This window comes from Aliiruegeria haliotis, assembly GCF_003003255.1.
GTDB lineage: Bacteria > Pseudomonadota > Alphaproteobacteria > Rhodobacterales > Rhodobacteraceae > Tropicimonas > Tropicimonas haliotis.
The window spans coordinates 378651-392037 of record NZ_PVTD01000001.1 but is presented as its reverse complement, the minus strand read 5'-3'; the positions used below and the strand labels follow the sequence as shown (position 1 = coordinate 392037).

The 13387-nt window shown below is 65.9% G+C and carries 12 protein-coding genes; 4 read left to right on the top strand and 8 right to left on the bottom strand.

The annotated features are described in order from the left end of the window. Window positions 1-23: 23 nt before the first annotated feature. The 5 genes from CLV78_RS01730 to yajC are packed head-to-tail and all read right to left on the bottom strand — an operon-like array spanning window position 24 to window position 4163. Entirely contained in the window at window positions 24-404 is a 381-nt protein-coding gene (locus CLV78_RS01730) for an Mth938-like domain-containing protein (protein ID WP_106203043.1), read from the bottom strand. A gap of 13 nt (window positions 405-417) precedes the next feature. Further along, entirely contained in the window at window positions 418-1167 is a 750-nt protein-coding gene (locus CLV78_RS01725; RefSeq protein WP_106203042.1) for a sulfite exporter TauE/SafE family protein, read from the bottom strand. Next, window positions 1160-2137, bottom strand: a complete 978-nt coding sequence (secF, locus tag CLV78_RS01720) for a protein translocase subunit SecF (protein ID WP_106203041.1) — start codon at window positions 2135-2137, stop codon at window positions 1160-1162. Before secF ends, CLV78_RS01725 begins: the two co-directional genes overlap by 8 nt. 1 nt (window position 2138) lies before the next feature. After that, entirely contained in the window at window positions 2139-3800 is a 1662-nt protein-coding gene (secD, locus tag CLV78_RS01715; RefSeq protein WP_106203040.1) for a protein translocase subunit SecD, read from the bottom strand. A gap of 36 nt (window positions 3801-3836) precedes the next feature. Further along, window positions 3837-4163: a preprotein translocase subunit YajC gene (gene yajC, locus CLV78_RS01710; protein ID WP_106203039.1), complete on the bottom strand. Its 327-nt coding sequence runs from the start codon at window positions 4161-4163 to the stop codon at window positions 3837-3839. Between the two features lie 161 nt (window positions 4164-4324). Here yajC and CLV78_RS01705 point away from each other — a divergent pair, with 161 nt between their 5' ends. From CLV78_RS01705 to CLV78_RS01695, 3 genes are all read left to right on the top strand, one after another. Beyond that, window positions 4325-5068 carry a trypsin-like serine peptidase gene (locus CLV78_RS01705; protein ID WP_158263397.1) on the top strand — a complete coding sequence of 248 codons (744 nt, stop codon included), beginning with the start codon at window positions 4325-4327 and terminating at the stop codon, window positions 5066-5068. Between the two features lie 168 nt (window positions 5069-5236). After that, window positions 5237-6529 carry a serine--tRNA ligase gene (gene serS / locus CLV78_RS01700; protein WP_106203037.1) on the top strand — a complete coding sequence of 431 codons (1293 nt, stop codon included), beginning with the start codon at window positions 5237-5239 and terminating at the stop codon, window positions 6527-6529. A 165-nt stretch (window positions 6530-6694) separates the two neighbouring features. After that, on the top strand, window positions 6695-7615 hold the full coding sequence (locus CLV78_RS01695; protein ID WP_106203036.1) for a sulfotransferase: 921 nt from the start codon (window positions 6695-6697) through the stop codon (window positions 7613-7615). A gap of 360 nt (window positions 7616-7975) precedes the next feature. Here the strand turns inward: CLV78_RS01695 and der are convergent, their stop codons facing one another. The 3 genes from der to CLV78_RS01680 form a co-directional block, all read right to left on the bottom strand. After that, window positions 7976-9436, bottom strand: coding sequence for a ribosome biogenesis GTPase Der (gene der / locus CLV78_RS01690; protein ID WP_106203035.1), 1461 nt, complete (start codon window positions 9434-9436; stop codon window positions 7976-7978). Window positions 9437-9575: 139 nt separating this feature from the next. Further along, on the bottom strand, window positions 9576-10928 hold the full coding sequence (locus tag CLV78_RS01685; RefSeq protein ID WP_106203715.1) for a PQQ-like beta-propeller repeat protein: 1353 nt from the start codon (window positions 10926-10928) through the stop codon (window positions 9576-9578). Between the two features lie 43 nt (window positions 10929-10971). Beyond that, window positions 10972-11631, bottom strand: a complete 660-nt coding sequence (locus CLV78_RS01680) for a hypothetical protein (RefSeq protein ID WP_106203034.1) — start codon at window positions 11629-11631, stop codon at window positions 10972-10974. 492 nt (window positions 11632-12123) lie between these two features. On the opposite strand from CLV78_RS01680, the gene CLV78_RS01675 reads away from it, so the two are divergent. After that, the gene (locus CLV78_RS01675) at window positions 12124-13374 is read left to right on the top strand and encodes an efflux RND transporter periplasmic adaptor subunit (protein ID WP_106203033.1); all 1251 of its coding nucleotides are present in this window, start codon (window positions 12124-12126) and stop codon (window positions 13372-13374) included. The last annotated feature ends 13 nt before the right edge of the window (window positions 13375-13387 follow it).

Below are 13387 nucleotides of genomic sequence, written 5' to 3'. Positions count from 1 at the left end.
GACCCGGATCGACCGGCCGCGGTTCAGGCTCCGGCCGCGGCATCCTCCGCCGGCAAGGCCAGCACCACGGCCGCGACTCGCCGCCCTTCGCTCAGCAGGACGTTGTAGGTCCGGCAGGCGGAGGGGGTCGCCATCGGCTCTATGCCAATCCCGGCCTCCTCCAGCGCCGTGCGGAAAGCGGTTGGCGGGTGTGCGATCTCTGCCCCGGTGCCAAGTAGGATGAAGTCGATCTTGTCCACCAGCGCAAGGATCGGGGCCGGGTCGACATAGCCCGCCCAGGGCTGCACCCCGTCGCCCGACACGATCAGGCTGCCGTCGTGACGCTCTCCCCCGAGGGTGAAGAAACCGGGGCCGTAGCCCTCGAAAGGCAACGATCCGTCGAAAACGACCTCGTTCACGCGCATGGGGTCCTCCTTTTCAGAACACCGGCAGGGCCGCGATGGCGGAACCGGCGATGATGACATAGGCAACCGTGCGATACAGCCTTGCGTGCCTGGGGTCAAAGATCCGCGCGCCGAGCAGGTTGCCGATGATGTAGGGCACGATCAGGAGGACGCCAATCGCGAAGGCCTGCGGCACAAACAGCCCACGCAGCAGGAATGTGGCGGCCAGGAGAAACTCGAAGAGCAGCAGGAACAGCAACGTGTTGGCCCGGATCCGCTGGGCCGGATACTGGCCGCTCATGTAGGCGAAGACGACGGGCGGCCCGGGAAGGCCGGACGTGCCGCCCAGAAATCCACCCAGTCCACCGACGGCCACCAGCGCACGGCGATTCAGGACGATGTGGTGCCGCCAGCCGGACGCGAGGACGGCGACCATCAGCAACGCCAGTCCGGAGGCGATCCAGCGAAAGAGCGTATCGTCCAGCCGTTCCAGAACCATCGTGCCGAGCGGCAGCATGATGGCACAACCAAGCACGAGCGCGGCGACATCGCGGAGGCGTCCATCGCGGACGGCACGGGGGACAAGCGGCAGGGTCCCCACCAGATCGGCCGCCATGAGCGCAACGATCACCCAGACGGGATCGAGCACCAGCGAGCCGAGGGGGATGAAGATGAGCCCGGTGCCGAAGCCGGCAAAGCCGCGCACGAGGCCGGCGCCGCCGATGACGAGGGCGAGGTAGGCGAGGCCCGGCGTCTGCCAGGCCTCTGCCAGAAGGTCAGGCATCGATATTGGCGAACTGCGTCCCGGCCTTGCCGCCGTCACCGCTGTTCTTCGACCAGTCCCGCTTGACGCCAAGGCGCAACAGGATGGCGGAAGCCACGAAGACCGACGAATAGGTGCCGACCACGACGCCCCAGATCATCGCGAAGACGAACCCGCGGATCACGTCACCGCCCAGAATATAAAGCGAGATCAACGCGATCAGCGTGGTGACGGAGGTCATCACCGTCCGGCTCAGTGTCTCGTTGATGGAGATGTTGAGGACCTGCTTCAGCTCCGTCGACTTGTAGCGGCGCAGGTTCTCCCGAACACGGTCGAAGACCACAACGGTATCGTTGAGCGAGTAGCCCACGATGGTCAGCAGCGCCGCGATGATCGTCAGGTCGAAGCGGATCTGAAGGATGCAGAATATGCCGATGGTGACGGTAATGTCATGCACCAACGCCGCCACGGCACCGAGCGAGAACTGCCACTCGAAGCGCAGCCAGATATAGAAGAGCACCGCCGCGATGGCGAGGACCACGGCAAGGATCGCGGTCTGCACCAGCTCGCCGGAGACCTCCGGCCCGACGCTTTCGACGCTGGGGAAGGTGATCTCCGGATCGACACCCTGCAGGGCTGCCTCGATCGCCTGGATGGTGTCCGGCGTGATCGCCTCGTGGCCCTCCTGCGCCTGGATCCGGATCTGGGCGACCCGTTTGTCCGCGACGAAATCGGCATCGAACACCTCAGTGATCGAGATGTCACCGAGGTCCAGCGGACGCAGCGCCTGCCGGTATGCGCCGACATCGACGGCCTGCGTGCTCTCGGTGCGGATCGTCGTGCCGCCGAGGAAATCGATGCCGAAGTTAAGCCCGACCGCGAAGAACAGCATGACGGACGCCAGCATGGCGAAGACGGAGGCGCCGAAGGTGAGTTTCCAGCGCTTGAAGAAATCCCACTTGGTGTCCTTGGGAACCAGTTTCAGGCGCATATCAGACCTCGATCGTCTTGGGGCGGCGGCGTTCGAACCACATCACGATGATCAGCCGCGTCACGTAGATCGCGGTGAAGACCGAGGTGAGGATACCGAGGCCGAGCGTGATGGCGAAGCCCCGCACCGGGCCGGAGCCAAGCGCGAAGAGGATCACGGCGGTAATGAAGGTGGTGACATTGGCGTCCAGGATGGCCGAGAGGGCCTTCTCGTAGCCAAGCTCGATGGCGCGACTCGGGCCCCGTGCGGTCTTCAGTTCCTCCCGGATCCGTTCGAAGACAAGCACGTTGGCGTCCACAGCCATACCCACCGTCAGCACGATGCCGGCGATGCCGGGCAGCGTCAGCGTCGCCCCGATAATCGACAGCAGGCCGAAGATCAGCCCGACGTTGATGACCAGTGCAATGTTGGCGAAGATCCCGAACAACCCGTAGCTGAGCCACATGAAGACCAGCACTGCGACAAAGGCCACGATGGTGGCGATCTTGCCCGCGTCGATGCTGTCTTGCCCCAGCTCCGGCCCGATGGTCCGCTCCTGCAGGAAGGTCAGCTCTGCCGGCAGGGCACCGGCGCGCAACAGCACGGCAAGCTGGGTGCTGTCCTCCACCGTGAAACTGCCGGTGATGATCCCCGACCCACCCGGGATGTGATCCTGGATGACCGGGGCGGAAATCACCTCGTTGTCGAGGACGATGGCGAAGGGCGCGCCGATGTTCTCGGCCGTGTAGTCGCCGAACTTGCGCGCGCCGGTCGGGTTGAAGCGGAAGCTCACGGCGGGACGCCCGTTCTGGTCGAAGCTGGGCTGGGCGTCGGTCAGTTCCTCGCCGGAAACGACAGTGTCCTGCGACAGGATGTAGTAGACCCCCTCCTCGTCCATCGAGGGCGCGACGAAGTTCCGGGCCCCGGGCGCGGTGTCCGGGTCGGCGGTTCGGCTGACGACGCCGTGGAAGGTCAGCTTGGCGGTAGTGCCGATCAGCTCCTTGAGCTCGTCGGCAGACCCGATTCCGGGCACGGAGATGACGATCCGGTCCTCGCCCTGGCGCTGGATCGAGGGTTCGCGGGTGCCGACCTCGTCGACGCGGCGACGCACGATCTCAAGCGACTGGCGCACCGTGCGGTCGTCGGTGGCCAGTTTCTCGGCTTCCGACAGGGTGATCACCAGCGTGTCACCCTGACCGGAGACGTCGATATCGTTGGACCCCGTGCCGGTCAGGCTCAGGATCGGGCGGGACAGTTCGGAGACGACCTCCATCGCCCGTCCCATCGCTTCGGGATTGGCGATCTTCACATGCAGCTCGCCCGCCGGCCCGTCGACGCGCCGGATCGACCCGACGGTCTCCCGTTCGGCCCGCAACGCGTCCCGAACCTCCGGCCAGTAGCCGTCCATGCGGTCGGCATAGACGTCTTCGACCTTCACCTCGGCGAGCAAGTAGGCGCCGCCCCGCAGGTCAAGGCCGAGATTGACGAGGCTGGACGGAAGCCAGCCCGGCCAGGCACTCATGTCCGCGAGGCGCTCGGGCGTTTCGCCCTCGGCCTCGATCAGCTTCACGGCGTCGTTGTGACGTTCGACCCGCGGATAGAAGGCGTTGGGCATGGCCATGAAAAGGACCAGTACCACCACGCCCCAGATCAGCAGGCGTTTCCAGAACGGGATTTGCAGCATGTGGGGGAGCGCCCTTCAGCAAGTGGTGTTTGGGGCTCAGCCCTCTGCGGGCTCGGTCTTGCTGAGAACCTGCGCGACGGTGGAGCGCACGACGCGCACCTTGGTACCATCGGCGATTTCGACTTCCAGCTCGTTGTCGTCCTTGACCTTCGCGACCTTGGCGATGATGCCGCCCTGGGTCACGATCTGGTCGCCGCGGCGCAGCTCGGACACCATCTTCTGATGCTGCTTCATCTTCTTCTGCTGCGGACGGATGAGCAGGAAGTACATGATGGCGAAGATCAGGATCAGCGGCAGGAACTGCATGATGGCTCCGGGGCCACCGGCACCGGCAGCCTGGGCATAGGCGGGCGTTGCGAACATGGGTGTTACCTCTTGTCTGGGCGGAAGGCGCAAAACCCCCGCGGATTTGGCGCGCACCCTATGGATCGCATGCGCCAAGTGCAAGACGATGACATGTCCGCGAGGCATCTGTCGTCACAGGGGCGCCTTGCGATATGCTGCTGTGCGAGAGGATCACGCGCATGGTTTCGGGAAAACGCATTGCCGCCGCGCGGCTGCTGGCCGCCGCGGGCCTGGCCTTCGGCCTCGCAGGGAATGCGGCCGCGCAGGGGCTCTATGCCAATGCGGCACCGATTCCCGAGGAGGATCAGGGGGCCTGGAACGCGGTCGGCCGACTGAACCAGGCCGGCTGGAACGAGCGTCAGATGTGCACGGCGACCCTGGTGGCGCCCGACAAGGTGCTGACGGCGGCGCATTGCGTCTACGACTTCCGGACCGGGAAACCCTCACGACCAAGTGAAGTCCACTTCGTGGCCGGATGGCGTGGTGGCCCCTTTGCCGCGCATCGCAAGGGGGCACAGATTCGGCTGCACCCCGACTACGACCCCGGCGCCCCGCCGGAGGCGACACGCACCCATTCCGACCTCGCGATCATGACGCTCGACACCCCGATACCGGACGAGATCGCCCAGCCCATCCCGGCCGACGTCGCCCCCGGCGAGCACGAGGCGATCCTTCTGGTCGGCTATCGGCGGGACCGCCCCCACCTGCCGAGCCTCTACGACGCCTGCCCGGTCACCTGGCGGGGGCAAATGTCCTATGCAGTGAAATGCCGGGTTATCGAGGGCAGCTCCGGCGGGCCGGTGGTCGCCCTGCGCGGTGGCGAAAAACGCGTGGTTGGCGTGATTTCTTCCTACGTGGTGATGCACCCGACGATCGGCACCCGGGTGGCGGTGCCAAAGCTGGAGATGCTGCTGAACGAATGAGGGGCGCGGCCCTGCATGGCGCTGGAATTCCGCGCACGACGGCAGGTGGCACGTCGGCTCCTTCGCCTGCCCGTCTGCGCGCTGCACGCATCCTCCCCCTTCCCTCTCCGCCTGCTTTGAGGCATAGCGCGCCCACGTATCAACCGATGGGCCTGAAGGAGAGACCCGATGCACGACATTCGCTTCATTCGCGAAAACCCCGAAGTCTTCGACGCCGGACTGGCGAAGCTGGGCGTGTCCTCGATGTCCTCCGAGATCCTGGCCATCGACAGCGCACGGCGCGAGAAGATTACCGCGGCAGAGGCCGCACAGGCGGAACGCAACGCCGCGTCGAAGCAGGTCGGCGCAGCCAAGGGGCGCGGTGACGAGGCCGAGTTCGAGCGCCTGCGCGCGCTCGTTGCCGACAAGAAAGCCGAGATCGCGCGGCTCGACGAGGAAGCCAAGGCCGAGGATGCCCGCCTGGCGGAGCTTCTCACCACGCTGCCCAACCTGCCCCTAGACGAGGTGCCTGAAGGCGCGGACGAGAATGACAACGTGGAGATCCGCCGCTGGGGCACTCCGCGGGAGTTTGATTTCGCGCCGAAGGAGCATTACGAACTGGCCGCCGTGCAGGACGGCATGGATTTCGAAACCGCGGCGAAGCTTGCAGGGTCCCGCTTCGTGCTCATGTCGGGCGCTGTGGCCCGGCTGCACAGGGCACTGGCGCAGTTCATGCTCGACACCCATACCACCGAGCACGGCCTGACAGAGGTCAACGGCCCGGTCATGGTGCGCGAGGAGATGATGTTCGGCACCGGTCAGCTTCCGAAGTTCGGCGAGGACAGCTACCTGCTGCGCGAAGGCTGGTGGCTGATCCCGACCTCCGAGGTCACGCTGACAAATATCGTCAACGACACCATCATCGAGGAAAGCTACCTGCCGCGCCGCTACGCCGCGCATTCGCTCTGCTTCCGTTCGGAGGCCGGCAGCGCGGGCCGCGACACGTCCGGCATGCTGCGCCAGCACCAGTTCGAGAAGGTGGAGATGGTTTCCGTCACCCACCCCGACAAGAGCCTGGAAGAGCATGAGCGGATGACCCGCTGCGCCGAGGTGATCCTCGAAAAACTGGACATCCCCTACCGCACCGTCGTGCTCTGCACCGGCGACATGGGCTTCGGGGCGCGCAAGACCCACGACATCGAGGCCTGGCTACCCGGGCAGAACAGCTACCGGGAGATTTCCTCGGTCTCCGTCTGCGGCGATTTCCAGGCCCGGCGCATGAACGCCCGTTTCCGCCCCGAGGGCGGCGGCAAGCCGGAGTTCGTGCACACGCTGAATGGCTCCGGACTCGCCGTCGGCCGCTGCCTGATCGCAGTGCTGGAGAACGGCCAGCAGGAGGACGGTTCGGTCCACCTTCCGCAGGCGCTTCACCAGTGGCTCGGCGGCAAGACACGCATCACCGCCGCGGGCGAGCTGGTCTGATACCCCCCTGCCGGGCAGCCATCGGTTGCCCGGCGTCCCTGCCCTACCGTGCAACGACGGCAACCAACCACGCGCCCGCGTCGGAAATGACGCAACCCGCCCCCTTGCATCCGGCGCCCCGTTGCGGGAAATCCCTTTTCACCGACAGACATCAGGATATCCGACATGTTTCCCAGCGTTCCCCCGGAAAAGACCGCCCAAGGCAAGGCTCCGATCTTCCTGTTTGGCGTCGGCGCGCAGAAGGCGGGAACGACCTGGCTTTATGACTACCTCTACCAGAACCCGGCCGCTGTGCTGCCGGTGGAGAAGCAGATGGACTACTTCTCCGTCCGGTTTCAGCCGGAGCGTTTCAAGCACATCCTCGACTTCAAGATGCACAAATTGAAGCGCCTGGCGGATGAGCGCATCAAGATGGTGAAGAAGGGCGACCTCTTCGGCGATGCCGACGAGATCCTGTCGGTGATGGATTCGGTTTTGAACCAGTTCCAGCCCGACCGCTACATCCCGTATTACCAGAGCCTGCTGCGGAGCAAGGAAGGCGCCACGCTGACGGCCGACATCACCCCGGAATACGCCTGTTTCAATGTCGAGCAATACAGAAAGATGCGGACAATGGCCGTCGAGGGCGGGTTCCGCCCGAAGGTCGTGTTCCTGATGCGCGACCCGCTGGAACGCTGCTTTTCGCAACTGCGGATGCTCGACCGTTTCGTCGCCGAAAAAGGCGAAAGGCTGAAGGGCGACCCGGCCCACAAGCGATTCCTGAAGGCGATCAAGACAGACCGCTGCGAACGGTTTACCCGCTATGGCCGAACAGTGAGGTCGCTCGAAAAGGTCTTCAGGAAAGACGAGCTTTTCTACGGGCTCTACGAGGATTTCTTCAACAACGACGAAGTCCAGCGCCTGTGTGATTTCCTGGAGATTCCCTTCGTGGATCCGGATTTTAAACACCGCGCGAATGCCTCCCCCCGCAAGAAAGAGCCGTCAGAGGCCGACAAGGCCGCTGCACGCGAGTACTACGCGGAGGTCTATTCCTTCGCCCGCAAGCGCTTCGGCGAAGAGCGAATCAATCGCCTCTGGACGTTCTGAGCGAACCGGCCCCACGCGGGTAGGCAGGGGAACCGCTCACCGGGCACAGATACCGGACATGCCCGATTTCCGGGTCCGACAGCGGTCGTGAGGTCGGCGGGCCAGTAACTCTCCCCTGAGCCGTGGCACAATGTCGGAACGAGGGTGCACCCGTTCTCTGCCACGGGCCGAACGCGCTCGGAAACCCCGGTTCGTCCCCTGCAGCAGAAAAGGCAAAGAGCGCGTCGATCCGCCCTGGAACCACCGTGCTTGCGATGCTTCGCACGGCATGGCGATACCGGTCCACGACCGAATGTCCGCATCGCAACACATCTCTGGACGGGATGGAACGCAGCCTTGCGCCATGGCGCGGGCGTCCCGTCAGGCGTTTGGCGGCTTCTTCCCGAGGTGCTTGCGCAGCCGTGACGGCGTGGACTTCTTCTTGTCCTTGTACGGGTTCTTGTCCGACTGGCTGCGGAACGTCAGCCGGATCGGTGTGCCCGGCATGTCAAAGTCCTCTCGCAACCCGTTGACAAGATAGCGCTTGTAGCTATCGGGCAACTTCTCTGGGAAGGAGGTCATGATGACAAATGCCGGCGGGCGCGTCTTCACCTGTGTCATGTAGCGCAGCTTCACCCGGCGTCCGCCCGGTGCGGGGGGCGGGTGCGCCTCCAGCATTCCGGTGAGCCACTGGTTGAGCCGCGCCGTCGGCACACGGCGGTTCCAGACCTCGTGCGCCCGGACGATGGCGTCGTGCAAGCGGTCCAGCCCGCGCCCGGTCTTGGCCGAGACTGTGATCAACGGCGCGCCCTTGAGCTGCGGCAGCAGGCGGTTGAATGCCTCCTTCAGCTCCGCCAGCTTCTCCTGCTTCTCGTCTTCGAGGTCCCACTTGTTGACGGCGACGACGACCGCCCGGCCCTCCCGCTCCGCGAGGTCGGCGATGCGGAGGTCCTGCTGTTCAAAGGGAATCTCTACGTCGAGCAGCACGACGACCACCTCGGCGAACTTCACCGCCCGCAGCCCATCGGAGACCGAGAGCCGTTCCAGCTTCTCCTGCACCTTGGCTTTCTTGCGCATACCGGCGGTGTCAAAGACCCGCATATGGGTGCCATTCCACTCCACCGGCAGCGCGATGGCGTCGCGGGTGATGCCCGCCTCCGGGCCGGTCAGCAGGCGGTCCTCGCCGATGATGCGGTTGATCAGGGTCGATTTGCCGGCATTTGGCCGCCCCACCACGGCAACCTGCACCGGCCTTGCGCGGGTGATCAGCGGTGCATCCTCGCCCTCATCCTCTTCCGACACCTCGACATCGACCTGCGGGGCCTCCGCCGCGGCGCGTGCGTCGAAACCATCCGCCAGCGGCATCAGCGCGGCATGCAGGTCGGCCATGCCCTCGCCATGCTCCGCCGAGATGCGAATCGGATCGCCAAGGCCGAGGGAATAGGCCTCGTAGACGCCCGCGTCGGATGCGTTGCTTTCCGATTTGTTGGCGGCGAGCAGCACATGCTCCGACTTGCGGCGCAGGATATCGGCGAAAACCTCGTCGGCGGGGGTCACGCCCTGCCGCGCATCCAGCATGAACAGGCAGACATCGGCCATTTCCACGGCGCGCTCTGTCAGCCGGCGCATTCGGCCTTGAAGCGACTCGTCGGTGGCTTCCTCCAGTCCGGCGGTGTCGATCACGGTGAAGCGGAGATCGCCGAGACGGCCCTCCCCCTCGCGCAGGTCACGGGTGACGCCCGGCTGGTCATCCACCAGCGCCAGACGCTTGCCGACAAGGCGGTTGAACAGGGTCGATTTGCCGACATTCGGGCGACCGACGAGGGCCAGGGTGAAGGACATCTTGCGCTCTTGAAGCAGGGAATCGGGTGCGATCTGTTTCCTTAGACTGTTTCGCCAAGGCATTGAAGTCCATTCGCACGCGCGCGGACCGGTGCATAAGCGCCGGGGTCAGGATCACCCGAAATGCGCAGCCCGATGGCTAGCGATAGGCGATCAGCTTGCCCTTGGTGGTCACGAGGTAGAGCGTGCGATTGACAACGACCGGGTTGGAGGCCGCGCCATCCTCGATCGGCACGGCGGAGACAAGCGCACCGTTGACCGGGTTGAAGCTGCGGATATTGCCATCGTCGGAGGCGACAATCAGGCGCCCGCCTGCCAGCACCGGTCCGTAGTGGGCGAAGACATCGCGATACCGGCGCGGTTTCTCCTTCTTGAACCCCGGCAGGTTCTTGGCCCAGATCACCTCCCCTGTGCCGGCATTGATGCGGACGATCTGCTGCAAGTCGGTGACCGCGAAGACCGAGCCGCCGGCAACCCAAACCGGGCTCAACGCGCCTTCGGTGGCCGTCCAGCGCCGCTCGCCGTTGTTGACGTCGATCGCGGCAAGCCGGCCGGACGGAGACCCGGCATAGACAGTGTTGCCCACGATGACCGGATCGGCAGAGATGTCGGAGAAGCCGGCATAGGCATAGCCGAGGCGCTGTCCGGCGAGCGTCGACGACCACACCCGGATGCCGCCCTTGCGCAGGGTAGCGACAAGCTCGGCGGAGCCGAAGGGAAAGATGGCGACGCGGCTGTTCACCGCCGGGCCGGAGCCGTTCACGGTTGCCGATGGCGACGGCGCGGCGGGGGCTTCCCATTGCAGACGCCCGTCGGAGGCGCGCACGGCGAAGGCCCTGTTGTCTCGGCTGGAGACGTAGATCAGCCCGCCGGAATAGGTGGGTGCACCTGCCACGGGAGCGTCGAACTGCTGGGTCCAGAGGGTCGCGCCGGTGGTCGGGCTGAGCGCGTGGAGCTGCCCGAAGCCGGTGGTCACGAAAAGGCGGCCATCGCCGTAAGCCAGCCCGCCCCCGGAGGCATGTTTCCTGTTCTCCCACTCCGGTGTGAGATCACGCGACCAGATCGGCTGGCCGGAGGTGGTGTGTGCCATCGCGCCGCTGCGGGCATCGAGCGTGAAAACGCGACCACCCACGACAATCGGGTCGGCAGTGATCATTGCCTGCCGGCTGTTGCCCTCGCCGATGTCGGCGGACCAGATACGGGTCAGGCTGGCGCCGAGCGCCGGATGGGCAAGCCGGTGCTGGGCAGAGCCGCCACGGTGGGTCCAGGCGGTGTGGTTGACCTGTCGCGGTGTGGAGAAGGCCACGCTGCGGGACACCGCGGAGGCAGCGCCGCTGCCCTGCGCCGCCGCGCTGGAGGCCGGCACGCCGGCTTCGGAGACCGAAAGCGGGGTGCGCACGTCGTAGCGTTCGCCCGGCAGGGGCGGGTCGCCTCCGCACCCGGCGAGAATCACGGCCACCATGGCCAGTGCCGCGGTCCTACCCAATGCCATCACACACATCCCCCGTCTTTCCGTCCGCCGTGCGCAGGCACGCTCAGCCGGCCTCGTTCTCGTCTTCGGCGCCAAGCGCCAGCATCAGTTGCGAGACGCGCTGAAGCAAGCCCTGCGTGAGCGAAGGTTCCTCCAGCAGCACCCGGCCGGCCTCGATGGCGTCCTCGGTCTGTCCGGCAGCGGCAAGATCAAGCACCTGTTGTTCCATCGCCAGCGCACGGTAGGGAGCGCCCGGCTTCGCCAGCCTGTTGAGCACCTGGCTGCGCAGATCCGCCGTCATGCTCTCGGCGTCGATCAGGACCATCTTCAGCGCCGCAAGATCGCTGTAGGCCTGCGGGGCGGCCGAATCCTCGGCGAGCGGCTTCAGCAGTGCGGCGGCGGCCTCCGGGTCCTCGGCGGCAAGCGCCTCTGCGGCCGTCAGAAGCGCCAGCACGCCTTGCAGCTCCGGCGCGCCTTCAACGCCTTCCAGCCCGGCCATGCGTGCCTCTGGCGTGGCTTCGTCCAGCGCCGACAGGATCGCATCGCCCGTGGACTGGGCTGCGGACCGGTCGCTGGCCTTGCGGTACTCGTTGTAGGACGCACCGCCGACAAGCGCTACGACCACGAGTCCGGCGATCCAGCCGTACTTGCGCAGGGTCGCGTACAACCGGTCCCGGCGAACCTCTTCCGTGACCTCATCGATAAAGCTGTCTGTGTCGCTCATGCGTCCCTGCCTGTTCTGTGGCGCGGCCCCTGCCCCGCCAGGCGCCGGAAGCGCCTGAAAAGGCGGGCGTCCGGTCGCTGTCGAAAACGCCCCCTCTTACCCCGAAGCCCGGCGGGATGCCAAGACCCGGAAGCGCCGGGACACCACGGAGGCAGCGTTCTGCCCCATGGCCGGATGGCGGCTCGGGGCAGTACCTTGAGCCTCTCGGCCGTCAGGAGGTCGCGCCGGGACCCGGCGTGGCCCTTCCGGTGCACCGTTCCCCCGGCGACATCTGCCGTCGCGGCAAGCAGCCCGGAGACGCCGCTCGGGGCGCGCGCCTTGCGCCGCACGCGGCACACCGCGCTTGCGACCCCTTTGACGGAGATGTAATCTACTCCTGCAATTTCAACGTAAAACATATATCTGAAGGGCCCCACCCTTGCGCTCGTAGCGCTTTGGGTCCATCAGACCCGCAGCTTGAACGCTCGAAAAAGAAAACAGAAAGGCATTTCAATGCGGTGGTTTTCAGTGCTGCTCGCCTTGCTTGTCGCGAGTGTCGTGTACCTCTTTGTCATGGAGCGGGACTCCCTGCTTCGTTTCGCCGGAATGGACGGGAATGCCCCCGAGGACGTCGTCGCGGAAACCGTGGACGAGACAGAAGCCTCGGCCGACGACCGGGTTTCCGTTGTCGTCATGGCTTCGACCGCGCGTCTCATCGACAATGCGGTGCAGGTGCGCGGCCGGACCGAGGCCGCCCGACAGGTCGAGGTAAAAGCCGAGACCTCCGGCCTGATCGTCTCCGAGCCGCTGCGCAAGGGCGCCATGGTGGAGGCCGGGCAATTGCTCTGCGAGATCGACCCGGGCACCCGCGAGGCCCAGCTTGCAGAAGCACAGGCCCGTCTGGCCGAAGCGCAGGCCGGCCTTCCGCTGGCGCAGGCACGCCTCACGGAGGCGGAGGCCCTGTTGACGGAGGCGGAGATCAACGACCGCGCCGCGACGAAGCTGATCGAGGGCGGCTATGCCTCCGAAACCCGCGTGGCCTCGACCAAGGCGGCTGTGTCTTCCGCACGGGCGGGGATAGAATCGGCGCGTTCCGGACTGGAATCGGCAACCTCCGGCGTTCAGGCCGCCGCGGCCTCCGTCGCCGCCGCCGAGCGGGAGATCGATCGCCTGAAACTCGTGGCCCCGTTCGACGGCCTTCTGGAAACCGACACCGCCGAACTTGGCGCGTTGATGCAGCCGGGATCGCCGTGCGCCACGGTGATCCAGCTCGACCCGATCAAGCTTGTGGGCTTCGTGCCGGAAACGCAGGTGGAAGCCATCGCGGTCGGTGCCGCGGCCCGCGCCCGTTTGGTGACGGGCACCGAGGTGGAGGGCAAGGTCACGTTCCTGTCGCGCTCCGCCGATCCCGTGACCCGCACCTTCCGGGTGGAAATCGAGATCCCGAACCCCGCGCTCCGCATCCGTGACGGGCAGACCGCCGATATCGCCATTGCCGCCGCAGGCGTCACCGCGCATCTCGTGCCGGCCTCTGCGCTGACACTGGACGACGGGGGCCGGCTGGGCGTGCGGCTGGCAATCGAGGATGCCGACAAGGGCGTCGTGGCGCAGTTCGCCCCGGTGGACTTCCTCAAGGACAAGCAGGAAGGCGTCTATGTCGCCGGGCTCGACACCAATGTCGACCTGATCGTCGTGGGACAGGAATACGTGACCGACGGCGTGCCGCTGGAACTGACGTTCCGCGACGGCCCGGCCACCCAGTAGATCGGACCAGGAG

Coding starts and splice junctions, on each gene's coding strand:
- CLV78_RS01680 (WP_106203034.1), bottom strand. CDS start 11,631: ATGAGCGACACAGACAGCTTTATCGATGAGGTCACGGAAGAGGTTCGC.
- CLV78_RS01685 (WP_106203715.1), bottom strand. CDS start 10,928: ATGGCATTGGGTAGGACCGCGGCACTGGCCATGGTGGCCGTGATTCTC.
- CLV78_RS01675 (WP_106203033.1), top strand. CDS start 12,124: ATGCGGTGGTTTTCAGTGCTGCTCGCCTTGCTTGTCGCGAGTGTCGTG.
- secD (WP_106203040.1), bottom strand. CDS start 3,800: ATGCTGCAAATCCCGTTCTGGAAACGCCTGCTGATCTGGGGCGTGGTG.
- secF (WP_106203041.1), bottom strand. CDS start 2,137: ATGCGCCTGAAACTGGTTCCCAAGGACACCAAGTGGGATTTCTTCAAG.
- serS (WP_106203037.1), top strand. CDS start 5,237: ATGCACGACATTCGCTTCATTCGCGAAAACCCCGAAGTCTTCGACGCC.
- der (WP_106203035.1), bottom strand. CDS start 9,436: ATGTCCTTCACCCTGGCCCTCGTCGGTCGCCCGAATGTCGGCAAATCG.
- CLV78_RS01730 (WP_106203043.1), bottom strand. CDS start 404: ATGCGCGTGAACGAGGTCGTTTTCGACGGATCGTTGCCTTTCGAGGGC.
- CLV78_RS01695 (WP_106203036.1), top strand. CDS start 6,695: ATGTTTCCCAGCGTTCCCCCGGAAAAGACCGCCCAAGGCAAGGCTCCG.
- yajC (WP_106203039.1), bottom strand. CDS start 4,163: ATGTTCGCAACGCCCGCCTATGCCCAGGCTGCCGGTGCCGGTGGCCCC.
- CLV78_RS01725 (WP_106203042.1), bottom strand. CDS start 1,167: ATGCCTGACCTTCTGGCAGAGGCCTGGCAGACGCCGGGCCTCGCCTAC.
- CLV78_RS01705 (WP_158263397.1), top strand. CDS start 4,325: ATGGTTTCGGGAAAACGCATTGCCGCCGCGCGGCTGCTGGCCGCCGCG.